At 49.4% G+C, this 23,187-nt stretch carries 24 protein-coding genes, 1 pseudogene and 1 other annotated feature; of the genes and pseudogenes, 6 read left to right on the forward strand and 19 right to left on the reverse strand.

The genetic code is table 11. From position 1 onward, the window contains the following. Window positions 1-186: 186 nt before the first annotated feature. A complete protein-coding gene (locus tag VN24_RS22755) occupies window positions 187-885 on the reverse strand; it encodes a response regulator (protein ID WP_045672289.1) in 699 nt (232 codons plus the stop codon). A gap of 24 nt (window positions 886-909) precedes the next feature. Continuing rightward, on the reverse strand, window positions 910-3,072 hold the full coding sequence (locus tag VN24_RS22760) for a GAF domain-containing sensor histidine kinase (RefSeq protein ID WP_052703098.1): 2,163 nt from the start codon (window positions 3,070-3,072) through the stop codon (window positions 910-912). 136 nt (window positions 3,073-3,208) lie between these two features. On the opposite strand from VN24_RS22760, the gene VN24_RS22765 reads away from it, so the two are divergent. Beyond that, window positions 3,209-3,787 carry a hypothetical protein gene (locus VN24_RS22765; protein ID WP_045672290.1) on the forward strand — a complete coding sequence of 193 codons (579 nt, stop codon included), beginning with the start codon at window positions 3,209-3,211 and terminating at the stop codon, window positions 3,785-3,787. Between the two features lie 133 nt (window positions 3,788-3,920). Here the strand turns inward: VN24_RS22765 and VN24_RS22770 are convergent, their stop codons facing one another. Then, window positions 3,921-4,820, reverse strand: a complete 900-nt coding sequence (locus tag VN24_RS22770; protein ID WP_045672291.1) for an AraC family transcriptional regulator — start codon at window positions 4,818-4,820, stop codon at window positions 3,921-3,923. A 472-nt stretch (window positions 4,821-5,292) separates the two neighbouring features. On the opposite strand from VN24_RS22770, the pseudogene VN24_RS28740 reads away from it, so the two are divergent. Continuing rightward, window positions 5,293-5,483: pseudogene (locus VN24_RS28740) on the forward strand (IS1634 family transposase); the annotation flags it as partial. Between the two features lie 298 nt (window positions 5,484-5,781). On the opposite strand, the gene VN24_RS28295 reads toward VN24_RS28740, so the two are convergent. From VN24_RS28295 to VN24_RS22805, 4 genes are all read right to left on the reverse strand, one after another. After that, window positions 5,782-5,985, reverse strand: a complete 204-nt coding sequence (locus VN24_RS28295) for a hypothetical protein (RefSeq protein ID WP_238590760.1) — start codon at window positions 5,983-5,985, stop codon at window positions 5,782-5,784. Window positions 5,986-6,087: 102 nt separating this feature from the next. Further along, window positions 6,088-6,903 (reverse strand): hypothetical protein, encoded by an 816-nt coding sequence (locus VN24_RS22790; protein WP_045673603.1) that lies wholly within the window; start codon window positions 6,901-6,903, stop codon window positions 6,088-6,090. A gap of 256 nt (window positions 6,904-7,159) precedes the next feature. Next, window positions 7,160-8,245: an aspartate-semialdehyde dehydrogenase gene (gene asd, locus VN24_RS22800; protein ID WP_082084055.1), complete on the reverse strand. Its 1,086-nt coding sequence runs from the start codon at window positions 8,243-8,245 to the stop codon at window positions 7,160-7,162. Between the two features lie 182 nt (window positions 8,246-8,427). Further along, window positions 8,428-8,690: a binding site (T-box leader), on the reverse strand. An 80-nt stretch (window positions 8,691-8,770) separates the two neighbouring features. Continuing rightward, a complete protein-coding gene (locus VN24_RS22805) occupies window positions 8,771-9,568 on the reverse strand; it encodes a DUF2935 domain-containing protein (protein WP_045672296.1) in 798 nt (265 codons plus the stop codon). 154 nt (window positions 9,569-9,722) lie between these two features. Between VN24_RS22805 and VN24_RS22810 the strand changes: the two genes are divergently transcribed. Beyond that, window positions 9,723-11,015: an amidohydrolase family protein gene (locus VN24_RS22810; protein WP_045672297.1), complete on the forward strand. Its 1,293-nt coding sequence runs from the start codon at window positions 9,723-9,725 to the stop codon at window positions 11,013-11,015. A 49-nt stretch (window positions 11,016-11,064) separates the two neighbouring features. On the opposite strand, the gene VN24_RS28300 is transcribed toward VN24_RS22810, so the two are convergent. From VN24_RS28300 to VN24_RS22855, 10 genes are all read right to left on the reverse strand, one after another. Further along, window positions 11,065-11,193, reverse strand: a complete 129-nt coding sequence (locus VN24_RS28300; protein WP_238590761.1) for a DUF6254 family protein — start codon at window positions 11,191-11,193, stop codon at window positions 11,065-11,067. A gap of 168 nt (window positions 11,194-11,361) precedes the next feature. Then, on the reverse strand, window positions 11,362-13,653 hold the full coding sequence (gene metE, locus VN24_RS22815; protein WP_045672298.1) for a 5-methyltetrahydropteroyltriglutamate--homocysteine S-methyltransferase: 2,292 nt from the start codon (window positions 13,651-13,653) through the stop codon (window positions 11,362-11,364). 110 nt (window positions 13,654-13,763) lie between these two features. Next, window positions 13,764-14,666: a LysR family transcriptional regulator gene (locus tag VN24_RS22820; protein ID WP_045672299.1), complete on the reverse strand. Its 903-nt coding sequence runs from the start codon at window positions 14,664-14,666 to the stop codon at window positions 13,764-13,766. Between the two features lie 5 nt (window positions 14,667-14,671). Continuing rightward, entirely contained in the window at window positions 14,672-15,268 is a 597-nt protein-coding gene (locus tag VN24_RS22825; protein WP_158453704.1) for a DNA-3-methyladenine glycosylase family protein, read from the reverse strand. Window positions 15,269-15,443: 175 nt separating this feature from the next. Next, on the reverse strand, window positions 15,444-15,923 hold the full coding sequence (locus VN24_RS22830; protein ID WP_045672301.1) for a pyridoxamine 5'-phosphate oxidase family protein: 480 nt from the start codon (window positions 15,921-15,923) through the stop codon (window positions 15,444-15,446). 23 nt (window positions 15,924-15,946) lie between these two features. Continuing rightward, window positions 15,947-16,222, reverse strand: a complete 276-nt coding sequence (locus tag VN24_RS22835) for a hypothetical protein (RefSeq protein ID WP_045672302.1) — start codon at window positions 16,220-16,222, stop codon at window positions 15,947-15,949. Continuing rightward, complete coding sequence (locus VN24_RS22840; protein WP_045672303.1) at window positions 16,219-17,415, reverse strand: ArsA family ATPase; 1,197 nt, start codon at window positions 17,413-17,415, stop codon at window positions 16,219-16,221. Before VN24_RS22840 ends, VN24_RS22835 begins: the two co-directional genes overlap by 4 nt. A gap of 62 nt (window positions 17,416-17,477) precedes the next feature. Further along, window positions 17,478-17,954 carry a MarR family winged helix-turn-helix transcriptional regulator gene (locus tag VN24_RS22845; RefSeq protein ID WP_045672304.1) on the reverse strand — a complete coding sequence of 159 codons (477 nt, stop codon included), beginning with the start codon at window positions 17,952-17,954 and terminating at the stop codon, window positions 17,478-17,480. Window positions 17,955-18,106: 152 nt separating this feature from the next. Next, window positions 18,107-18,451: a hypothetical protein gene (locus VN24_RS27155; RefSeq protein ID WP_045672305.1), complete on the reverse strand. Its 345-nt coding sequence runs from the start codon at window positions 18,449-18,451 to the stop codon at window positions 18,107-18,109. Beyond that, entirely contained in the window at window positions 18,423-18,923 is a 501-nt protein-coding gene (locus VN24_RS22855; protein WP_338012195.1) for a MarR family winged helix-turn-helix transcriptional regulator, read from the reverse strand. The genes VN24_RS27155 and VN24_RS22855 overlap by 29 nt, the downstream gene beginning before the upstream one ends. Window positions 18,924-19,152: 229 nt before the next feature. Between VN24_RS22855 and VN24_RS22860 the strand changes: the two genes are divergently transcribed. Then, window positions 19,153-19,557, forward strand: a complete 405-nt coding sequence (locus VN24_RS22860; RefSeq protein WP_045672307.1) for a RidA family protein — start codon at window positions 19,153-19,155, stop codon at window positions 19,555-19,557. A gap of 107 nt (window positions 19,558-19,664) precedes the next feature. Further along, window positions 19,665-21,200 (forward strand): FAD-dependent oxidoreductase, encoded by a 1,536-nt coding sequence (locus VN24_RS22865; protein ID WP_082084061.1) that lies wholly within the window; start codon window positions 19,665-19,667, stop codon window positions 21,198-21,200. Between the two features lie 76 nt (window positions 21,201-21,276). Here VN24_RS22865 and VN24_RS22870 read toward each other — a convergent pair whose 3' ends face one another. Further along, window positions 21,277-21,480 (reverse strand): helix-hairpin-helix domain-containing protein, encoded by a 204-nt coding sequence (locus VN24_RS22870; protein ID WP_045672308.1) that lies wholly within the window; start codon window positions 21,478-21,480, stop codon window positions 21,277-21,279. Between the two features lie 15 nt (window positions 21,481-21,495). Then, complete coding sequence (locus VN24_RS22875; RefSeq protein WP_045672309.1) at window positions 21,496-22,236, reverse strand: SDR family oxidoreductase; 741 nt, start codon at window positions 22,234-22,236, stop codon at window positions 21,496-21,498. Window positions 22,237-22,468: 232 nt separating this feature from the next. Here VN24_RS22875 and VN24_RS22880 point away from each other — a divergent pair, with 232 nt between their 5' ends. Then, window positions 22,469-23,089 (forward strand): DedA family protein, encoded by a 621-nt coding sequence (locus VN24_RS22880; RefSeq protein WP_045672310.1) that lies wholly within the window; start codon window positions 22,469-22,471, stop codon window positions 23,087-23,089. Window positions 23,090-23,187: the final 98 nt, after the last annotated feature.

Below are 23,187 nucleotides of genomic sequence, written 5' to 3' on the forward strand. Positions count from 1 at the left end.
TTAATGACATGACAGGATCCTTCTGAATAAAAATAGAAAAAGCTACAAGAAAGGTAACTTTCTTGTAGCTCAAATAAATAAGACAAATCCAATCCGAAGATGGGGTGAATAAGGATATTTTTTGAGAACCGTCTTCTCATTCGTCTTTCCGTGGTGCACTGTGTTCATGCTTATGCGATGCAAGACTTAATCTGGGCGACGAAACTGCTGCACTAGCTTTCTTGCTTCATGCCGGTCGATCACCTGCAGCTTATTCAGAATGTTCGATACGTTGTTGGCGACGGTTTTAGCACTGATATGAAGATGCGCGGCGATCTGTGCATTCGTATCCCCGCTGGCGATGAGCGCCAGAATATCCGCTTCGCGCCGGGTCAGTTCGGCGAATGCAGGCACTGCCTGCAGCCCGGACCTGCCGATCCCCACTTCCGCCGACGTCTCTGAATCCGGGCTTGCCATTGCGGCTGAAGCGTACGATGCAAAATAATGCATCATTCGCTCCGCAATCCCCGTCCCGAATACGGCACGTCCGCTTCCCACCATTCGGATCGCCTGCAGCAGTTCTTCCTCGTCCGCATCCTTCAGCACGTAACCTTTTGCCCCGACCCGCATCGCGGTAAACACCGACTCATCGTCACGGTACATCGTGAGAATAAGCACTTCGATCGCCGGGAACCGTTCCTTGATCGCTTGCGTCGCTTCGATGCCGTTCATGCCGGGCATTCGAATATCCATGAGCATAAGATCCGGCAGCAAATCTCCAGCCAGCTTCACCGCCTCTTCCCCGTTAACCGCTTCTCCGATAATCTTCAAATCGTCTGTCGTCGCAAGCAAGCTGCGAACCCCGTTCCGAAACATCGGATGATCCTCGGCAATTACGATTCTCATCTGCTATCCCCCTTGTCGACTTCACTACAAAGGCAAAACCGCCCATATCCGCGTGCCTCCCGCAGCCGGCCGCTCGATTCCGCATTCCCCGCCGATTTCGGCAGCCCGCTCCCGCATGGACAGCAGTCCGATACCCCCGGACAACGTGAATCCTGTCTGGCTCTTCGCCGTGCCGATGCCGTCATCCACGACTTCAATGAACAGGCGATCGGCGTCCGTGATGGATAGCCGCACCTTGCAGACCGTCGCCTCCGCATGTTTGACGACATTGACCATCGACTCGGTCACGATCCGATAGGCGGCTACTTCGACGCCAGCACGAAGCGCGGGAAGCATCGGCGGGAACTCGAGCTCGAACCGAAGCGGCTTGCCGCCATCCTCGCTTGAGATCAAGCGCGTCGGCTTGGCCATCTCATCCATGCGCGTCCGAATCGCTCCGACTAATCCAAGCTGATCCAGCGCAGGCGGACGAAGATCGTTCACCAGCAAACGGATGTCTTCGACCGTCGTGCGGATGACTTGGCGCAAATCGTCGAGCATGGCGACCGCCTCCGCCGGATCCTTCTCCACGTATTTGCGGGCAGTCGCCGCGTTGAGCGCAAGCGCGGCCAATCTCGGCGCGAGATCGTCGTGCAAATTGTTGCGGATTCGCCGGCGTTCCTCCTCCCGGGCAAGCACAAGCTTCTCGCGGGATTCCTGCACATCCTCCGCCAGCCTCCGCATGCTTTGCAGCATATCCGCATTGTTGACGAGCGGTCCGGCATGGCGAAGCATCACCTCCAGGAAAATGCTGTCCTCCGCCGAAAAGGTTTCCCCTGCCGATCGGCAGGCGGCGTACAGCGTGCCCAGCGTCTTGCCGTTATAAATGATCGGAAAAGCGCGCGACTCGAGCCCGTCTCTTCGCTCTCCGGCTTCAGCGATCATCGTCTCCTGGCCTTCTATGCCGATCGCGATGCCCGCATACGGCAAGCGAAGCGCATCTCTCACCTGGCGGGCGATTGCCGTCAGCATCGCATCGGGTGCGATCGGCTTCATCAGCTGCCTGCCCAATTCCAACAAGACGGCGTAAGGGTCGTCATGGCGGCCTTTCAGCATCCGATTCACTTGACGCTGCAGCCATTCCTTAATTGGAGCGAATACCGCCGCCACAATTCCTGTCGCGATCAGGGAGACAATGAAATGACTCCATGTCGCAAAAAGACTGCCCAAATAAAACACGACCAGGGTATACAGCAGTACAACGCAAACGGTCAATGCACCGTAAAGGACCGTCCTGTTTACGAGGGGGTTAATGTCCCATAACCGCTGTCTCAGCACGGCAAGCGTCAACGTAACCGGAATAGCCAACAGACAAAGATGCAGTGCGGCGTTCAAATAGATGAAATTTGTTGCCTTCCCGTTGAAGAACCTCGGGTCGAATAAGACGCTGATCAGGGCAAAACCGACAAAGCTTACGGCGACGCCATAGACGACCCATTTGGTCTGTTGGCGCTGCTCTGGCGAAGACATGCGCCGAAACCGGTAGGACTGCGCAAAGATCAGCAGCATTGTCGTCGACAAGTACCAGGCAAACTGCAGATAAACCGGCAGTTTCAGTTCTTTCCATATATTCCCATCATAAAATAAGTTCGCGAGATCCACGACCGCGATGAGCCCCATCGCATATCGCGACCATGCGGGAACGAACGATCCGTTCGGAAAAAGCAAGCAAAACAACGAAATCGAAATCCAGCCCGTTGCCGACACCCCGAGAAACCAAAAATGCGCAAACGAAGCGCTATCCGATCCTACTATAACGAGCGATGGAAACGACGTGCCGAAGGCAACCATGGCCAACGCGGCTGTGAGTCCCATCGGTTCCCGCGAGCTTTTCCACAGCAGGATGGCTCCCGTGGCATAGAACACCGCCGTGAAAGCGCAGTCGATCGCAATCAGAAGAAGGGCAGTCGCATTCGCCGATAACCCTGAATCCAAGGTCAGCGCCGGCACGGACAATCCGCAGCCATTCGAGATGCATTGCGACAGCAGCCTATCGTAATAGCCAGGTATGCAGTTGGCGTAAAGCGCGGCCGTAACCGCGAAGAATAGGCCGACCAGCAGCCGATAGCCTCTCATTTTATCCATATCTTCATTATAGCGGCTCGTCGATTGACTGAACATGAGGGAGGAAACATTTCCCGCTTGCATTCCCGGGTTTCCCGGTTTCGGGAGGCTTTGGCTCCTGCATATTCGGGTATTACATGCTCTATTGCCGCGGCGATGCAGCTTATATGATGAATAGCGAGCAGGAAATGCCAAATAAATAAACGGAGGGATTTGTACAATGAACGAAACAAGAGTCGTACAGTGGCTGGGAATGATTTGCTTGCTTGCGGGGATTGCGCGGATCGGCATGACGCCATCGGCGTACATCTGGGGAACGGACAGCATGCCGGAACTGATTTTCGGGTACATCGCTTGTATCTTAATGTCGGTTTGCTCGATCGCCTTCTACCTCGTGCAGTCGAGGGAAACCGGCGTGCTTGGCTTTATCAGCGTACTTGGCATCAGTATCGGAAATGTAATCACGACGGCCTTGCTTTTCACTTCTTTTGTCATGGACACTACGGCTCCCAAACCAGACAGCATCATTGTAGCGATTTCCGGTATGGGAACCATGATCGGATTAACGGGCGGCACGTTGTTACTCGGTATCATGACGTTCCGCGCTAACGTGTTTCCTCGTTGGGTGGTCGGTTTGCTTGTGCTCATGCTGCTCAGCGCGTTTCTGCCGGTCGCCGACAACAAGCTGTTCGCCCTGTTCTGGGGGCTTTCTTACGTCGGAATGGGCTTCTGCATCTGGACTGGCAAGCTAAATTCGCGGTCGGAGCGCAAGAAGGCCGGGCTTGAGAGCGCACGTTAGAAATGAAGAAATGTTACACTAATCTGCGGGTTAGCAAAGGGAGGCTGCCGATTATCCATCGGCAGCTTCGTTCTGTAAGTTTTTTTTATTCAGCTATCATTCCCGTTAATTGCTTACCAACCGCTAGAAACCATTACTTATGCACGACAGGGATCCAGACTTCGCAATAGCTATTCCCACTCTCTGCAATTCCATACATTTCGAATTGGGGTCCGGATAACGCTTCATAAGAGGACATTGGGAACCACTCGGTATAGATGCGTTTCCATAAGTTCTGAATTTGGGAAACAGTCTGGTCCCGAGTGTACTCTTCTGTTGTGAATACAGCCCATGTTAACGCAGGGATCTGTGCAACCGTATAATCTTCTTTATCTACTAGGCCGGAGTCAGGCATGAATCCGCAAATCATATACGGAAAGCGGCCCGCATCTGCTTCACGATAGCACATAACGGCATTCACCGGCATAATTCCCCTGTTGGATTCGTTCCATACCTTATCTGATGCTTGCCCGATACGATCGACGGTGCCGTCGCTCAAAAGTCTTTGCCACATCTGCGGTATACCCTTCAGATTCTCCCCATTCTCCATAGTGAAAAGTTCCTCCACCCCGAAGACGGTAAAAGCTTCCTTTTCGATAATTTTGTAGTTCATCTCTTCTGCTCCTCTGATCGTAATGTGAAAAGATAGCCGGGGATAAGACTTCAGGCTAATTCCTTTCTGGCGCGACAAAGTGGGGGTGACCCCATGCATTTTCTGAAATGCACGGGTGAATGCTTCCGGGGATTCGTATCCGTACTTCAACCCCAGATCAATAACCTTAATTTCGCTCTGCTGCAGCTCGAAGGCTGCGAGTGTCAACCGTCTTCGCCGGATATATTCGGATAATGGGATATCCGTCATGAATGAGAACATCCTTTGAAAATGGTAGACGGAGCAGCAAGCAATTCTTGCTGCAGTGTTGAAGTCGATCTCACCCGCCAGGTTATCCTCGATATACTCGAGGGCGCCGTTCATTCGTTTCAGCCAATCCATCCCGTTATATCGGCCTCCTTTTTCTACTCTGATCATAGAGCTTTCTTTTCATGAAGGCCTGGCAATTCATGCACCAATCTGCAAGGGTCACGGGCAACGAAATAATTTCTAAGCACTCACCGGCGTCCACGAAAAGTGCGGCGCAAGTCCTCAACCCATTTGTCCGGGATTTCCCATGGGATGAAGTGTCCGCCATGTTCATGGGCTGTGATGTTGACATGGTTATACCAAGGAGCGCGATCGCTGTCGAGAAAATGCTGTACGCGATTTTCGGTCGTGATACCCGGCGGATTTTCGTAACCCACGAAGGTTATTTCCGTTGGTGCCTCAATGACTGGCAATCGATTATGTGCAGGTGTCCATGGATAGCGGTTATTGTTCACATAGACGCGCATTGAGGTTTCGATGGCGTAATTTACCCAGAAGATTGTTGCGTGTGTAAGGATGTCGTCCTTGGAAAAGACATTCTCAATATGAGAGCGGAAAATGCGATCCCGCGTACGAGAAGTCCTAAGCCAAATATTTCGAAGTGAAACTACGCCCAAACGAGGGACTGTTGTAAAACCTAAACAGGAGGCCATTGACGCGGCGGCCAGAAACTACGGCTATTTCGCTTTGCTCAGCAATGAGATCAAAGACCCGATCGAAGCGCTTGCTGTGTACTGAAATAAAAGCCCGCGATTTACACGGATTTTATTCGGACCATTTTTTCACTTGAATTCCCTGCTGCTTGGCGGTTTTATTTGTACTTCTTTGATACTAAAACAGGAGTTTTTCCTTGATTTCAGGCCATTCATCGTCAATGATGCTGTAAAAGATATTGTCATGAACGGAACCATCCGGCTTTATTCTATGCTTACGGAAAACGCCTTCCTTCCTGACCCCTATCCGTTCGACGGCTCTTTGCGAGCGGACATTCTGCCCGCTGACTGAAAACTGCGCGCGAATCAGCTTAAGCTCTTCAAAGCAATACTTCAGTAAAAGAAATTAGCACTCCGTATGTCAGCACTCGATCCAGTTCTTTGGCTGTATTCATCGTTCGCCATGTGAATTCCCATATTTCGGGAGAAATCAAGATGCGGGATAATTTCGCTTTGTGGCCAGTCTCCATCGGAACAAGACGAACGGTTTGCCCTTCCAATACGACATCTGTATTTATCCGCATGCCCCGCAGCTCCTCCGCCGATCATTGTGCTCTAATGTTAACCGGTTTAATAATTCCTGTCGATGACTACTATTTGCGCATAATAAGCAGTACTGCCGGCGCTTACGCGATCAGGAAAAAACAAAAAGCGAAGAACGGAAGCACAGACCACGTGAAAATGGAATAACCAAGAAGCGTCTGCCAACCTATGGCTGCTAATCCAAGCAAGTAAGCTATACCGGTAATATGGATTAGCGAATGGCGTGACGTGGGAATAATCGGTTTTCGTTCACTCAACCAGGCGACAACTGGCACGGCCTGCAGTGCATGGAAGCCGAGACCATGAAGCCAAATAATATTTCCATGCATGCCGGTGAAGCGGCTTTGAATTAAAGAAATCAAAATCCCGGCCGCAAATGACAGCATAACCGCGAGCATGGCATAGCGAATGCTTAATACCAGCTCCGGACGGAGAACATAGGCTCTTAAGCGGAAATATTGAATCGCCAGAAATAAATAAAACAGTACCAAAAGAAGAACCACAACTGCAAAAACCGTACTGACGGTGACATCGAAGGTTGTTCCGTTGTCATTTACGAATCTCGGGTTCACGCCGCGAAAATTTTGTACATTTTCCGCAAAGTAAAAATAAAGCGCAATTGTAATAAAAGCCCAGCTAAGGAATGATTTGCTTCTTCTTCCCGTCGCAGATAACGGAAGGATCGCCGCTGTCGACAATAGAAACAGGCCCAGCGCGGTATTAAAGGAGAATGCTTTGGCAATATTACCTTCTGGGGCTACAGATGCACCATAAACCATAACCCATGCCCCACAAATTCCGGCAAGCAGAAAGCCAAGCAGGCTGGTAAGCACCAGCCATTTCTCCCCTTCAAATAGCTTCGCACCCGTTTTTATTCCGTGAGCCGCCCGATAATTCAACTTCCAACACCTTCCTTCAGTAATTGATGACTCTCACTTTATAGGAAGGAGCTGTCGATTTGATCGAGCGAAAGATTGAATCCCGGCTGGACCTGGGGCCGGTTTCATTCTCAGCCTTAATTTGGAGAATGCCATGCTTCCACAGGTGGTGGCGAACAGCGGATAGACTTATGCGGTTAGATGAAAACAGCAAGCTCCTGAAAAATATCAGAAAGCTTGCTGTATTGTCTAACAATGCGAAGTTGTATGCTTGATTCTACTTTGCCTGAATGTACCCTTCTGCTTTAAGCAACTCGGCAATCAGGACGGCGCCGCCGGCCGCTCCGCGCAACGTATTGTGCGACAGCCCTACAAATTTGAAATCGTAGATGGAATCCTCGCGCAATCTGCCGACTGAAACTCCCATACCGCGCTCAATGTCGCGATCAAGTTTCGTCTGCGGTCTGTTCTCTTCTTCAAAATACGTGATGAATTGCTTTGGCGCGCTCGGTAAACCAAGCTCCTGCGGGCGTCCTTTAAAATTCAGCCAGCGATCGAGAATTTCTTCTTTCGAAGGTGTGTTCTCGAAAGATGCAAATACGGTAGCCAAATGTCCATCCGTTACTGGAACTCGAATACACTGTGTCGTAATCAAAGGTGCGCTGGCTTTAATGATTTCACCATTTTCAATCGTGCCCCAGATGCGCAGCGGCTCCTGTTCGCTTTTTTCTTCCTCGCCGCCAATATAAGGGATGACATTATCCAACATCTCCGGCCAGTCTGTAAAATTTTTGCCGGCGCCGGAAATCGCCTGATACGTCGATGCAACGACTTTCGTCGGCTTGTAATCCAGCAGTGCATGAAGTGCCGGCACATAGCTCTGAATCGAGCAGTTGGGCTTAACGGCAATAAAACCGGTCGCGGTTCCCAGCCGTTTTCTCTGGGCCGCAATGACCTCAATATGTCCCGGATTAATTTCCGGAATGACCATCGGGATGTCAGGCGTCCAGCGGTGAGCCGAATTATTGGAAATAACGGGCGTCCCCGTTTTCGCGTATGCTTCTTCCAGTGCTTGGATTTCATTCTTTTTCATATCGACTGCACAAAAAATGAAATCGACTCCGCCTGCAACCTCTTCCACTTTCGAAGCATCCTGAACGACGATATTTTTCACTTCTTCAGGAATAGGGCCTTGCAGCTTCCATCTGCCTTGCACAGATTCTTCATACGTTTTGCCTGCCGAACCGGCGCTCGCTGCAATGGCTGTTACTTTAAACCAGGGATGCTGATCCAGCAATTGAACGAATCGCTGACCGACCATGCCCGTTCCTCCGACAATACCAACCTTCAATTGTTCTGACATAAACGATTCAAATCCTTTCAATAAGCATGATTAATGAGAACCAACGAAATAAGACCTAGGATGCTGTTCAGTTCTTCCATAAATAACTATTCAAACCGTCTGATTTGGTGTACCGTGTGTTGCATGTGAACTGTATTTTGTGTGAACAATAAAAAAATCCCACCCCCAAGACTCAAGTCAGTCTCAGGGACGAGATTGTATACTCGTGGTACCACCCCAAATTCGCCAATATGTCGCCATATCAGCCTTTTTAAGTACGGCATTACAATGGAATGCTTATACTCTAGCTCTGTAACAGGAGCTCCTGGCACACCACCCCCCTTTCAATGAGTTCCGATGTGCTGCTCTGAGGCTTTTTTCAATAAACAATTCTTTGCTCCTTTTCAGCTAACGGAGCTCTCTGTGAAAGAATCCATCTATTTACTCTTCTCTTCATCGCATTTGAATGTTGCGATTATTTTACCAGATAACGCTTGTAAGGTAAATATCATTTATAAAAATTTCGATAACATTTCAATTGTACTTCTATGCCTCGATTCTAGGTTTAGCCGGATTGCAGTCCGGATCGGATACCATTCCGTGAAGGGCTAATTTTGTAAGATAATAACACTCTTCTCTCATCATATGATCCGGTATAAGCGGGGAGATACGGTCAAGCACTTCGGCCGTAAGTTCCATCTCTTCCAGCTCTCTAAGAAAGGAAATGAATAATGCCATCTCCAATTCAATCTCATGATGAAACCTTTTGAAAGCAGGGAAATTCCGCAGTTTTGTTCTCATATATCCTGCCATCTCGATGCTCTTCATATAGAGCTGTTGGAAATGGGCTTCAAATTTCACACTCTTTTGGAGCAAACGTTTTTCAACCGCATCTAAATCCATTGCTATTGCCGCTGCGTGCCCAGCTGCATCGGGAAGCCACAGCAAGTCATGATGCAACGGATCAAACAGGGGTACGGGCTTGCCTGCGAGCAGATCCGTTAAAATACGCAAGTATTCCTCTAATTCATTTACCATATGGTTAATGAACGTTGGGGTAAATCCGATTGTTATTTGGCCCAGGAGTAACCTCTCCAGAATGTCCAGCTTGAATTTCCGCAATTCGATGGTGACCGAATAGGCTTGCTCGTTAATTGTTGCGGCTTCCGTCTCGGATTTGATGCCGCGGGAAAGCTCCAATAAATGATCGAACGCCTGAATAAAATATTGCGCCTTTTGAATAGCCGGCGTTTCCTTCGGTGATAGAGCGTTTAGAATGAACCTGCTGTGATCCCCTAAAATTTGCAGCCAAAACCGGTGTTCGTATAGTGCCGATTGAACCAAGAGACGAAACCTCCTTTTAGACCCGTTAACATGTCGGATAAAAAAAGGATATGAAGCAATTGGCTGGATGATGACGTATGTTACCTTGACAAAACTCCATCGAAAATTATACTTTCAAGTCATCACAGATTACTTCGTGAATGGAGGCGTTACGATGGCAGATCTTATCCTGGCACATGGCACCGTCATCAATAGAGAGGGCAAACTCCTTTCGGATCGGCACGTATTGGTTCGGGACGGACAAATCTTGGCTGTGAACGAGGGGCCGCTCCCCGCTGCCGGCAAGGTGGTGGACTGTACCGGCTGCTTCATCACGCCGGGCCTCGTGAATTTGCATACCCACACCCCAATGGTGCTGTTCCGCGGCTTCGCGGAAGATGTATCCATTAACGACTGGTTCAATACCCGGATCTGGCCATACGAGAGCCGTTTGACGCCCGACGACGTCTATACCGGTGCCCGCCTGGCCATCGTCGAGATGATCGAGAATGGCGTGACCGCTTTTGCCGATCATTATTTTGAAGCCGGCCGAATTGCGGACGCCATCATCGAGACGGGAATTCGCGCCGAGCTTTCCCCCACCATATTTGGCTTGGGTGAAGGCGTTGAAGAAGCGATTGATGCGGCGGCGGACCTTATTCAGCAGCGTCGAAACGAAAACTCACGGCTTACTTTCCGCATGGGTCCACACGCACCATACACTTGTCCGGCACCGGTGCTTCAAGCAATCGTACGGCGGGCGAAGGAACTGGGTGTGGGCGTTCACATTCATGCATCCGAGACATCGGTTCAGGTAACGGAATCGTTGAGAGACCAAGGAATGACACCGTTTGAAGTGCTTGCCGGCGCAGGAATATTCGATTTGCCGGTAACCATCGCACACGGCCTATGGCTGGAGGAATCAGACCTTCGGTTCCTTACCCCGGACACCTGGTTTGCAGCCTGTCCCAAGACCTACCTTAAGCTGGCCGCGGGAGAAGGAAATCTCTGGAACTTTCATGATCGGCTAAATGTTGCGATCGGGACAGACGGAGCGGCGAGCTCCAATACGTTGAACCCGCTTGAGCAAGCGCGTCTATGGGCATTGGTCGGCAAGCAAACTTCCGGGCGGGCAGATCGCTTTTTGCTGGAAGAAGCTTGGCGGCTGCTAATGAACGGGCACCGGGCGATGGGACTGCCCACCGGGGATGTGTCTGAAGGATATGAGGCAGACCTGGTAGTCTGGGACCTTCAGCAGCCCAATACGGCGCCGGTGCACAATCCGCTCGCGGCGCTGATTTATAGCGCGGAATCCCGCAATGTCCGGGATGTCCTCGTTCAAGGACGGTTCCTTAAGCAAGACTTTCGGGTCGTCAGTCTGGACGCTCGGGAAGCACTGGCAGCTGCGGATCATGCCGCTCGGCTGCTGTTTAACGAGGGGCCAGGGCAGGCAAAGGTTACATACTAAAAGCGGCAGGCTGCCGAAAGGAATCGGCAGCCTGCCTCCTAAAGATAATTTACGTTGTAGTATGTTCCGCATCATACTCGCTGGAAAGCTCTTTCAGCGACTTGATTTTACCATGGGGATGCTGCTCCTGCTTGCGTGACTTCCATGCAGCTTCTTTTCTGCGCTTCTGCTGGCTCATCTCGGATAGCCTCCTATGGAATGCGTCATGTACAACATGGTTTAGTTTGCTAAATATTACCGCTATTCATACACATTGGTTTGCAATGTTAAGCGAGTCAATTATTCGTTAAAGCAAGTTTGAACCGTAATTGTGAAGCAGCGTCAATCGCTCCGGATGTTAAGCCAATTATTGCACCTTTAAGCAATGCCTCGCACGGGCGATCTGCGTCGCTTCGACCATGTTGCGCAAGGAATCGATCGTTTCTTCAAATCCGCGTGTTTTAAGTCCGCAATCCGGATTGATCCAGAAAAGCTTCGGATCCAGCACCCGCAAGGCGCGTTCGATCATAGCGGTTATTTCCTTCACTCGCGGGATGCGCGGACTGTGGATATCGTAGACACCTAAACCGATACCCAGTTTGTAAGTGTTCAACTCGAAGCTATGAATCAGTTCCCCGTGACTGCGGGATGTCTCGATCGAAATCACATCCGCATCCATCGCTTCAATCGAATCAATCATGTCATGGAACTCGCAATAACACATATGCGTATGAATTTGCGTTGTGTCTTGAACCGTACAAGTGGTCATGCGGAACGCGTTGACGGCCCATTCCAAGTACTCAGCTTGATCTTTCTCCTTTAGCGGCAGCCCTTCGCGAACCGCAGGCTCATCAACCTGAATCATCCTGATTCCCGCATCCTCCAGCGCCTCTACCTCTTGTCGAAGCGCAAAGGCCAGTTGGCAGGCGATTTGTTCGCGCGTCATATCCTCGCGGACGAACGACCAGTTCATGATCGTAATCGGGCCGGTTAACATCCCTTTAACAGGGCGTTTGGTCTTCGACTGCGCATACGTTGTTTCTTCAACAGTCATCGGCTTCACGAACGCTACATCCCCATAAATAATGGGCGGTTTCACACAGCGGGATCCGTACGACTGCACCCATCCGTTCTGTGTGAACGCGAAGCCCGCAAGCTTCTCACCGAAAAATTCGACCATATCCGTTCGTTCAAATTCGCCGTGCACGAGAACATCCAGCCCAATTTCTTCCTGCAGCCTAATCCAGGTATCGATCTGCTCCCGGATAAAGCTATCATACTGCTCGTTGTTCCACTCACCCTTCCGCCACAGTTGACGGGCCTTGCGCACCTCGGCCGATTGCGGAAAGCTGCCAATTGTCGTCGTCGGAAAAATCGGCAATTGCCATTTTTTCTGTTGAGCAAGAAACCGCTCAGAGAAAGGCAGAGTGCGTTCCGGATGCTTCGCACTTACGGCCGCGACGGCACGCTGAACGTCGATGCGATTGCGCTCACCGGAGTGATTGAGCGCCTGAAGAGCACGCTCGCATTTTTCAAGCTCGTCTGAAATGACGGCCTCGCCAGAAGAAAATGCTTTCGCCAGCAGGACAAGCTCGTCCAGCTTCTCATCCGCAAATGCGAGAGCATTCTTAAGCTCAGGGATAAGACTCGCCTCCTTTTTCACTGTGACCGGAACATGAAGCAAACTGCACGACGATTGTACGATTAGCCGCTCGGCCGTTACAAGTTCAGCCAACTCTTGCAGCAGCACCAGTTTCTCGCGAAGCGACGCCTTCCAGATGCCGCGGCCGTCAATGACTCCTGCACCCAGAATCTTGTCCGCAGGAAACCCTAATTCTTTAAGCGACGCCATATTGCCGGCTAATCCATGCACGAAATCGAGCCCTATTCCTTTGACGGGCAGCCGGACGATATCACTGTAGTTCTCTGCCGATTCAAAGTAGGTTTGCAGCATGATGTTCAGGCCCGGCACCGACCCCGCAAACGTCTCATAGATTGTCTGCAGTCGCTTGACATCAGCTCCGCTTAATTTGGTGACAAGAATCGGTTCGTCGATTTGGACCCATTGCACCCCTTCACGCTCAAGCTCCTGAAGGATCTGCACATAGAGCGGCAGCAAACGATTCAGCCAGGCATCAGTCTCCGAGGTATCATACCCTTTGGACAGCTTCAGAAAGGTTAACGGCCCCACGATTACCGGCCTCCCCTCGATCCCGAGCTTTTCCTTCGCTTCCCGGTATGCCGCAAGGGGTTTATTTTCGGTCAGTACGGGCGATGCCCCATCCAGTTCAGGCACGATATAGTGATAGTTCGTGTTAAACCACTTGGTCATTTCACTTGCGGTTGCATGCTTCGTGCCACGGGCAATGCCGTAATACACGGACAAGGGTACAACGCCGCCCTCATAAGGAAAGCGTTTCGGAATAATGCCGAACATCGTGGCGGTATCAAGAACATGATCGTAATAGCTGAAATCATTGACCGGGATGAAATCGATGCCCTTCTCCTGCTGCTTGCGCAAATGATTCAAACGGATCTCCTGCAGCCGGCTGTGAAGCTCCGATTCTTCGAGTTTGCCCGACCAGAACGCTTCGAGCGTTCTTTTCCATTCACGCTCCGCACCAATACGCGGATATCCCAAAACACTGCTTTTCACCATCCTGTAACACCCCTATGCAAATTGTTACAAGAAAGATAACATGTATCGGTCGATATAGCGTAACTCAAGAAAACTATATCTGGCCATAGCCTATGACTATATCAAAGAGTTTATTGGGCTATCGCTTGCTTGAGCGCTTCGATATATGCCGCCCCGAGCTTGGATAACGAAACATTTCGATGGGAAATCCAACCGACATGGATCGTTTCCTTGCAATCCAAAGGTACGGGAATAATTTCATTGCCGTTTAAATCGGCGCTTAGAACCCCTGTTGAGATCGTGTATCCGTTCAACCCGATCAATAGATTGAAGAGCGTCGCCCGGTCGTTTACACGGATGCTTTTCTTATGTAACAGCGTACTGAGAATCTCTTCTGAAAAATGAAACGAATTATATTCGCCCTGATCAAAGGAAAGATACGGATATTCCTGAAGCTGGTCGATGGTCACAATCGGCTGCTTGGCGAGCGGGTTCTTAATGCTGATAAAAATATGCGGCTTAGCGGTAAACAAGCTGTTGAATTGCAAATTTGCGGCTTTCAGCAGCTTGTTGATCACTTTCCCATTGAACTCGTTTACATACAGAATCCCAATTTCGCTGCGCATACTTTTGACATCTTCGATAATTTCATAGGTTTTCGTCTCACGCAGCGTCAGCTCATATTCATCCTGACCAAATTCCCGAACCAGATTAACAAAGGCATTCACCGCAAAAGCGTAATGCTGGGTCGAAACCGAGAAATGCTGCGGTGAAGGTTTGGCATTAAGGTAACGGCTTTCCAGCAATTCCGCCTGCTCGACGACCTGCCGCGCGTAGCTTAAAAACTCAACCCCCTCCTTGGAAAGCGAGATCCCTTTATTCGATCGTTCAAAAATCGCAATCTGCATTTCTTCTTCCAGATCCTTAATCGCATTTGAAAGACTTGGCTGAGAAATAAAGAGCCGCTTGGCGGCCTCATTAATAGAGCCCCGGTTGGCAACCTCAATGACGTACTTTAATTGCTGCAGAGTCAATGAAATTACTCCCCTTCAACCATCTTGATTGACTCACCCGCGGGTGGATGGCTCCCTTTTACATGACCGCGATTGACCGCTTCCCAAAGATAGAGTGAGGCGACCGTCCGGTACGGCCTCCACTTTTCGCCATGGCGTTCCAGTACGCCGGGAGCAGTTTTTATCCCGTCTTCGTAAAGCCAGCACACGGCGCGGCGAAGCCCGGCATCGCCAAGAGACAGCACATCCTCCCGCCCAAGGAAAAAAATGAGGAACATTTCGGCTGTCCAACGCCCGATTCCTTTTACCTTCGTCAGCGATTCAATGACTTCGTCGTCAGCCAAATCAGGCAAGGAACCGAAATCCAGCTCTCGACGCTCAATGAGGCCGGCCAGCCCTTTAATATAACCTATTTTCGGTCTGGAAACGCCCGCCTTGCGCAGTTCATCTTCAGACAAGGATAGAATGGAATCCGGCGAGATGTCCCTGCACAGTTCTTCCAATCGGCCTATAATGGTGGCTGCCGCTTTGACGGAAAGCTGCTGGCCGATCAATGATTTGGCCAAAAACTCGAACATATTGGCCCGTTCCGGCACAACGAGCGACCCTACTCTTTCAACCAAATAGGAAAACCTTGGGTCGGCGCTGCATAATAGCCGAACGCGTGACTCATTCGAATGTAGATCAAACAGAGAGCTCATGGAAATTCCACTTTCTGTGAATATATATTTTTTCTGTATCCATTATACACGAACTTTCGAGCAGTCGGTGAAATTACCGGGCCGTGAATCGACTTCACTAAAAGAGCCCTTTGGTCAATTTTCCAACTGAAACGGGTTTAACGGAGTCAAAATGAATATCCCGAACATACTTAATGTTAAGCCCGCCGGGTCCAACTTTTATAAAACGCCCTAACAATCCTAAATTCTCTTTTAAAGATTGAATCTCATCCTCAGTTGCGATCCGTTTTTCTCCAACAGTTCCTGACAATCGTACTCCTGGAGGCGTTTTGAATTTTCTAAAAAGAAACGATCGTAACAAAAACCATTTACTACTGTTAACAGCTAGAATACAGACCCGATTATTATGTTCATGGTTTTGTGCCATTTGGGAAGTGAAAATTGGAAAATATAAGCCTTTTGGCTGATCTTTGCTGAGTATTAGCGACCCAATTGGAGTAATATGTGGCGTTCCATCTGGGTTTACAGTGGCAAATGAGAATCCGAATGACCGAGAAGCAACATCTCTCCAAGTATTCCAGTGATCGAATGGCTGCATCGTATTCCCTCTTTTCTTCGAATTTACTCCTCCGTAATATCGATATTGCGCGATTTGCCCCGTTGGTCCGGACCAGCGGATGCCTTGGACGATACATTCCCTTCCTCCGGAGATGCGTAACGCTCCTCCTCGAGGGTGTCGATAACGCTGTCGATCACCGCCCGGTAAGCCTGCAAACACTCCTTAACCGAGTTTCGTACATGCTGCTTCGCCTGCCGCTGCTCCAAATGCCCGAACAGCCGCTCCACCCGGTCTAAATGCTCCAGCATCCGCTCCAATCTATACCCCGAAGTTCTCATTCGCTCACCCCCTCCCCTTCAGATAGCCGCTTGCCGAACCGGATGAACAGCCGATCCTGTGCAAACTTCGCGCCGAGCACCGCACGGCCCATTAGCGTCCGCGGCAGCACAACCTTCCGCTTGTAAGCCCCTACGTGCACCGTCAACTCATCGCCGCTCTGCGTCAAATCCAGATCCGCCTTCTCGGCAAAAGGAATGGCCAACTCGAGCACGACCTCTTCCCCTTCCTCCCGAATCGACTCCGTGCGGCCCCGGTACATCAGCTCGGAAGGATCTGAACTGCCGAACACAATATGCGCGAGCTCCTTAAGAACCGGGATGCCGACCACTTCCCCCGCCATTAGCGGTGCCTTCAGGATCGGCAGCGGCTGGAAGTTCAGCACGATTTCCTCCTCGTACTTCTTCTGAATCGTTCTCCACTGCGCCAGGAAGCTGTCTGTCGTCTCATCCGGGAGCACACGGTTCATGATGACGGCATCGGTGTTGAAGCCGTACAGGTTCAGATAAGTAAACGATCGTTTCGCTTCGGACAGCACCATTTTCTCCGGGTTGAGGACAATGCGCACCGACGTGATGTCCGGGTCAAGAATGATTCGCTGCATATCCTCAAGGCTGCGCGCGAAATGTTCGATGCTGTCCAGCACATCATTAGACGGAAGTTCGATTCCTCCGCTGACGACTTTGGCCACGGGGCGGACGAGTTTGATCAAGCGCCGCTCGTACGGAAAAATTTTCTCCAGCCACCAGTTGAGGACGTTTGGGTAGCTGAGCAGGCGGAGCGTCTCACCGGTGGGCGCGCAGTCCACAACCAGCACATCAAACAGGCCGCTTTGCGCATGCTCCTTGATTTGAAGCAGACTGAACAGCTCCTCCATGCCGGGGAACACAAGCATCTCTTCCATCGTGACATCCCTGAGCTGTGCCTTGTCGAGCAGCTTTGTCAGCCAGGCCTGCACCGTCCCCCAATTACGTTCCGTCTCCCGCAGGCTGTTCACCTCTTGCCCCCATAAGTTGTCGGCAATCTGAACCGGATCAGGCCCAATCCGCTTATCCAACGAATCCGACAAACTGTGTGCCGCATCGGTGCTGAGAACGAGTGTGCGCAGCCCCTGCTCCGCCAGCTTTACCGCTGTCGCCGCTGCGATGCTCGTTTTTCCGACGCCGCCTTTACCCGTGTAAATGATGATCCGCATGTCGAACCGCTCCTTTTAGTACGATTTCGTAGTATTTAGGTAAAAAAATCCGGCTGAACCGGCTATTCCTCGATGGTGATTTTTCTCGGCGACGCTTTCTTCTCTTGCGGTTTCAACGGTCCTTTCTCCTGGAAGGCACGTGCGACCTTGAGCAGTAGAGCCGTGAATTGCTCCAGCTCTTGCGCAGTAAGCACTTCCTCTACCCGGCTTAACATCGCCTGCATGATCTGTTGGCACTCGCTTGCGAGCTTACGCCCTTCCTGCGTCAAGGTGACGAGCTTCACCCGCTGGTCGAGCGGGGACGTGGCCCGGGCGATATAACCTTTTCGCTCGAGCCGCTTGGCGATGCTCGTCATCGAGCTGAGCGGAGCTCCCATCTCGGCGGCAAGCCCCGACATCGGCATATCGCCCCGAAACAGCAGGATCAGCAGCGTGGACAAATCGGAGCGCGTTATATTCTGCTCGATCTCGGCCGTATCGGTTATGAAGGCAAATGGTCGCAGTCCGGTTTTGAGCAAGAGGTCAAACAACTGCTGCATATCTGGCTCCTTTTAGTACGAAAGTGAAGGAATTTGATACCATTATAGTACGATGTCGTAGTAATATCAAGTCAAATAAATTGATCCAGCATGCCATTTATGTTCGAGAGATGAAAATCGGCCGGCTCGAATACCTGGCCATTCTCTCCGTCTTACCAACCAAAACGAAATAGTGTGGAGAGAATAAAACCAAGGGAAATTATAACGGATAAAAAAGTCATCCCCTTCATCCAAATTGGCATCTGTTTATGTACATACAGGCGATAAACAGAATAAACGGATGTTAGTAGCGTTGCAAGGAGCATGGCTCTTCTGAGCCACAACACCCCCGACATCGTGACCATCATATTGGCGGAGCCTCCAAGCACAAATAAGATTCCGACATGAAGCCAGTGATGTGAAGAAGCAATGATGGATAATAGAATCGATGAGACCGAGGCTGCAACGGTTGAAGCTGCCTGTTTATTCTTATCGTTCCGAATGTGCCGATGGTTCATTGTTTTCTCTCCTCATTTCAGATAATGACCGTGTAAACGCTTTAAAGCTTTCGAAAAACAGGTTTTGCTCCGATTCCGGCATCTTCCCGAGAATGGCGCCGTAAAATTCAACCGACTGGTCACGGAGCCTTTGAATGGAGTCTGTTCCTTTCCCGGTTAAAGTGAGAACGACCTCCCTGCGATTATGTTCGTTTAATTCCCTTGATACAAAACCTCCTTTAACGAGCCCGTCAATCAATCGGCTGACCGAGCTCCTCTCCAGTTGAAGCCTATTCGCAAGTTCTGTGATCGTAAGCGGTTCTTTTTCCAGTTCTTGAAGAGAGAAGACTTGTGAGAGCGACATCGAAAAACCGCAAGGCGTTCTTGTTTGTTCCAACAACCCGAACAAGCGAATGAATTGCTGCATCATACCCCTAAGCTCCACAATTTTTTCCCTTTGCATCTGTCCACCTCTAATATGTGTATTAACCATTTGTTGTATTATACACGTATTTAACGGTAAGAGTCAAAGTCGCTGATTACTTTCCCAACGCACTCTATCATAAATTTCTCATGATCAAAGAAATGGTATTTTGGATGGGTGTTTTAAAGATTTAATATAGTTATAATGAGAATATGAAAAAAAGATCCAGCCCCCTAGAGGGGACTGGGAATTAACTTGCAAATGCATGAAAAAATACGATACAGGGAGAAAAATTCTTATGGATCAAAATATCGTAAAAATTATGTCCGGAAATGCCCCCACTCCCATTGGTCCTTTCTCGCATGCCGTCAAAGTCGGAAATCTCGTCTTCATCACGGGACAAATGCCGACCGATCCGAAGACAAATGAAATGATTTTAGGCACTTTTGCCGAACAAACCCGCCTTGTCCTGGAAAATTTAAAAATTATTCTCGATGAAGTCGGCAGCGATCCCGATCATGTCATCCAATCACGAGTATTCATTACCAATATGGGTCATTTTGAAGAAGTGAATCAAGTATACCGCAGTTTTTTTGGACGCGATTTACCGGCGAGAACATGCATCGGTGTAACCGGTTTAGCCGGCGGAGCGGATGTTGAAATCGATATGATCGCCTGGATTCCAGAGAACCAAAGCAAATAGAGCATCCTCCACGTCAGGTTCATCATCAAATTCCCTCTCTATATGATTCAGATCCCAATAATCCGGGAATACTTGGGAAAAGTTTGGATTATTAGGAGGGTAATTCGTTGGACACATCGTCAGAGTCAAAACTGCCCGCTAGTTCAGCATCCTTTTGGCTGGCCTCAACGGAAGTTTCTTCATTCGATAAATTAACGACAGATCTCACGGTCGACGTAGCGGTCGTAGGAGGCGGAATAACAGGCATTAGCCTCGCTTATTTACTGGCCAAAGAAGGCAAACAAGTTGCATTGCTGGATGCAGGACGTCTTTTGAACGGAACTACAGGAAACACAACAGCCAAAATTACTGCTCAGCACGATCTGATTTACGACGAGTTGATTCATCACATCGGTGAGGAAAAAGCGCGGCTGTATTATGAAGCAAACGATGAAGCCATTGCCTTCATACGAAACACCGTGCTGGAGAACAAAATTTCATGTGATTTTGCCGAAGAGAACGCCTATATTTACACCACTGCCGAAGCAAATATCGCTATGATCGATAAGGAATGGAAAGCATATGAGAAGCTGGGCATTCCCGGATTGCGTGCCGATCGCATCCCTTTGCCTGTTGACGCTAAAGCTTCGATTGTCATGCCAAATCAAGCCAGGTTCCATCCTCTGGCATATCTGAAGCATCTTATTAAACACTTTATCAATAATGGCGGGCAAATCTTCGAGGAAACGACCGCAATGAGCATCAATCCCGGATCCCCTCTTACTACGGTGGTTACGAGAGACGGAACTCAAGTGAAGTGCCGCGATGTCGTTTCTTGTTCACATTTCCCGTTCTACGATGTAAGCGGATTTTATTTCGCCCGGTTGTATGCCGAACGCGCCTATGTACTTGGGGTAAAATTGAACGGCGACTATCCAGGCGGAATGTACCTTAGTGCCGATAGTCCGCCCCGCTCAATCCGCTCAGTCTCTTTCAATGGGGAAGATTTACTTTTGGTTGGCGGCGAGAGGCATAAGACGGGACAGGGTATCTGCACAATGAAGCATTACGAAAGGTTGGAAACGTTCGTCCGAGATACGTTTGGATCCTGCGAAATCCCTTATCGCTGGTCTGCGCAAGACCTCACGACCCTCGATAAAGTGCCATATATCGGACATGTTGTGAAAAACGAACCACATGCCTACATTGCTACGGGTTACCGCAAATGGGGTATGACCAGCAGCACTGCAGCGGCACTTCTGCTGAAGGATATGATACTGGGGATCGATAACCGATATGAGGATTTGTATACGCCTTCCCGTTTTTATGCCGATCCTAGCCTAAAAACCTTTCTCGTAGAAAATGCCGATGTCGCCAAGCATCTTATCAACGGCAAGCTGGAATGGGTTACCCGGGAACCGGAAGACGTGCGTCCAGATGAAGGAGCCGTCGTAAGAGTGAACGGTAAACGGGCTGGTGCCTATCGGGAAGCGGACGGCACCTTATACGTGGTGGACACCACTTGTACGCACATGGGCTGTGAAGTTCAGTGGAATGCGGGAGAAAGGACATGGGACTGTCCTTGTCATGGATCACGCTTCTCTTTCAGTGGAGAAGTCATTGAGGGCCCAGCGAAGAAATCGTTGAAGCAAATTGAATATTGATCGGAGCGTAAAAAAACTCGGCGACCGCTCTCGGTTTCTACCGCAAGTGATCGCCGATAATTAGAATGTGGCTTGGTTATTTTCGAAACGTTAATCCCTTGGCGGCAAGAGCAGTTCTGATGGTTTCGATTGCTTTTGGACCCATTCCATGCAATCTAAGGACATCCTCCTCACGGAGCTGGGTAAACTGCTCAAGCCTTAGGTAACCGGCCTGAGTTAGAGCACGAATTGCCGGCTTGGCTAAATGGTCTGGAAGGTCGCTGCTTTGTTCATGACTCATGAATTATCCCCCCGGTTATAGTTCTTGTTTAGTAGGCCGCACAATGATTTCATTGACAGCCGTATTTTCCGGTTGCGAAATGGCAAATAGAATCGAATGGGCGATCGCTTCCGGATGCAGTGCAATATGCCATGAATCTTGTATACTTTTTTTAATTTCTTCATTTGAAATCGTATTCGCAAGTTCCGTTGCCACTCCGCCGGGACAAATAATCGTCGTGCGAATGTTATTCACCGCTTCTTCTTGCCGCAAAGCTTCTGTAATCGCCCGCACCGCAAATTTAGTTCCCGAATAAACGGCCCATGTTTTTCTTACGATGTGTCCTGTCACAGATGAAACATCGATAATGTGTCCCTGTTTTCGTTCCCGCATATACGGAAGAACCGCACCTATACCATAAAGCACGCCTTTAATGTTTACATCAATCATTTGATCCCATTCGGAAACCTTCTTTTCGTGTAAAAAAGAAAGCGGCATAATCCCTGCATTGTTAATGAGAACATCAATTTGTCCAAAGGTATCGAAGGTATAACGCGCAAGCTCCTCGATCTGCTCTTGAGAAGTGACGTCCGTCGCTTTATATACGGCTGTACCGCCTTGTTTTTCAATAGATGACTTAAGTTCCTGCAACCGTTCCTCGCGTCTAGCTGCAAGTACAACTTTAGCTCCGTTATTGGCAAGCACTTCAGCAGTGGCTTCACCGATTCCGCTTGATGCTCCGGTTAAAATCACGACTTTTCCTTCAACGTTTCTCATCTTAGACCATCCTTTCCCTTTTTAAGATTTTTTTAGTATAGTACCTAGACCTTTCTCTAGGTCAAGTTTTTATTTATAAAAAAATATGGCCATGTTTCAAGAGATGAACGCCTAATAGATCCGGACCTAAGTCCAGTAATAACACTAAACCTTAGACAGTTACGATTACGAAACATCTGCACTATAGTTAAAAAGTAATAAAATATATGTTTCATTAGTAAGGAGTGTATTAATGGAATGGATTACTAATCTTTTCGAGCAATATGGTTACTTCGTTTTGTTTCTTGGATTATTTGCCGAGTCGTTGGCGCTTCCTTTTCCCGGTGAATTGGCAATGGCAATATCGGGTCACATGGCAACTCTCGGGAGTTTTAATATTCCGTTCATCATGTTTTTCTCCTATATCGGAGCCATATCAGGCACGACACTTACATACTATCTAGGTTATAAGCTTGGGAAGCCATTCTTTGATAAATACGGCAAATTCTTTTTTTTGAATCAGGCGCGCATGGACAAAATTACGAAATGGTTCGATCAATACGGTTCCAAAATCATCCTGATCAGCTACTTCGTTCCCGGTTTGCGGCACTTCACCGGATATGTTTCCGGAATACTAAAGGTTCGGCTGCGCATTTTTTTCGTGTTTAACTACATCGGCGGATTGCTGTGGGTGATCACATATGTGATGATAGGGAAACTGTTCGGTCAAAAAATAGAACAGCTGCTGCACACCGTTTCTCATTACTCAACTGCAGCGATTATCGCGGCAGCAATCGGAGTCTGCTGCGTGCTTCTCATTCGAAAAAACAAAGCGGCTATCCTCAACCGGTTACGAATGAGATACAAAAGTTAATAAACAGCCTCACGCAGACATGAAAATCCCCTCCCGATCAACAATGTAAGCTCCATTTCAACAAATGGCGTTCTAACACTGTCGACCATGAGGGGATT

Source organism: Paenibacillus beijingensis (assembly GCF_000961095.1).
In the GTDB taxonomy this organism is placed as follows: Bacteria; Bacillota; Bacilli; order Paenibacillales; family Paenibacillaceae; genus Paenibacillus_O; species Paenibacillus_O beijingensis.

What these genes read in the sequence shown, in the direction of transcription:
- VN24_RS28300 (WP_238590761.1), bottom strand. Translation starts at nt 11,193, where the DNA reads ATGAGCCAGCAGAAGCGCAGAAAAGAAGCTGCATGGAAGTCACGCAAG.
- VN24_RS22830 (WP_045672301.1), bottom strand. Translation starts at nt 15,923, where the DNA reads ATGCAGCCATTCGATCACTGGAATACTTGGAGAGATGTTGCTTCTCGG.
- VN24_RS22870 (WP_045672308.1), bottom strand. Translation starts at nt 21,480, where the DNA reads ATGAGTCATGAACAAAGCAGCGACCTTCCAGACCATTTAGCCAAGCCG.
- asd (WP_082084055.1), bottom strand. Translation starts at nt 8,245, where the DNA reads ATGTCAGAACAATTGAAGGTTGGTATTGTCGGAGGAACGGGCATGGTC.
- VN24_RS22765 (WP_045672290.1), top strand. Translation starts at nt 3,209, where the DNA reads ATGAACGAAACAAGAGTCGTACAGTGGCTGGGAATGATTTGCTTGCTT.
- VN24_RS22755 (WP_045672289.1), bottom strand. Translation starts at nt 885, where the DNA reads ATGAGAATCGTAATTGCCGAGGATCATCCGATGTTTCGGAACGGGGTT.
- VN24_RS22770 (WP_045672291.1), bottom strand. Translation starts at nt 4,820, where the DNA reads ATGGATTGGCTGAAACGAATGAACGGCGCCCTCGAGTATATCGAGGAT.
- VN24_RS22760 (WP_052703098.1), bottom strand. Translation starts at nt 3,072, where the DNA reads ATGCAAGCGGGAAATGTTTCCTCCCTCATGTTCAGTCAATCGACGAGC.
- VN24_RS28295 (WP_238590760.1), bottom strand. Translation starts at nt 5,985, where the DNA reads ATGCGGATAAATACAGATGTCGTATTGGAAGGGCAAACCGTTCGTCTT.
- VN24_RS22845 (WP_045672304.1), bottom strand. Translation starts at nt 17,954, where the DNA reads ATGCAGCAGTTGTTTGACCTCTTGCTCAAAACCGGACTGCGACCATTT.
- VN24_RS22875 (WP_045672309.1), bottom strand. Translation starts at nt 22,236, where the DNA reads ATGAGAAACGTTGAAGGAAAAGTCGTGATTTTAACCGGAGCATCAAGC.
- VN24_RS22855 (WP_338012195.1), bottom strand. Translation starts at nt 18,923, where the DNA reads ATGGTTAATACACATATTAGAGGTGGACAGATGCAAAGGGAAAAAATT.
- VN24_RS22880 (WP_045672310.1), top strand. Translation starts at nt 22,469, where the DNA reads ATGGAATGGATTACTAATCTTTTCGAGCAATATGGTTACTTCGTTTTG.
- VN24_RS22835 (WP_045672302.1), bottom strand. Translation starts at nt 16,222, where the DNA reads ATGAGAACTTCGGGGTATAGATTGGAGCGGATGCTGGAGCATTTAGAC.
- VN24_RS22840 (WP_045672303.1), bottom strand. Translation starts at nt 17,415, where the DNA reads ATGCGGATCATCATTTACACGGGTAAAGGCGGCGTCGGAAAAACGAGC.
- VN24_RS27155 (WP_045672305.1), bottom strand. Translation starts at nt 18,451, where the DNA reads ATGAACCATCGGCACATTCGGAACGATAAGAATAAACAGGCAGCTTCA.
- metE (WP_045672298.1), bottom strand. Translation starts at nt 13,653, where the DNA reads ATGGTGAAAAGCAGTGTTTTGGGATATCCGCGTATTGGTGCGGAGCGT.
- VN24_RS22810 (WP_045672297.1), top strand. Translation starts at nt 9,723, where the DNA reads ATGGCAGATCTTATCCTGGCACATGGCACCGTCATCAATAGAGAGGGC.
- VN24_RS22860 (WP_045672307.1), top strand. Translation starts at nt 19,153, where the DNA reads ATGGATCAAAATATCGTAAAAATTATGTCCGGAAATGCCCCCACTCCC.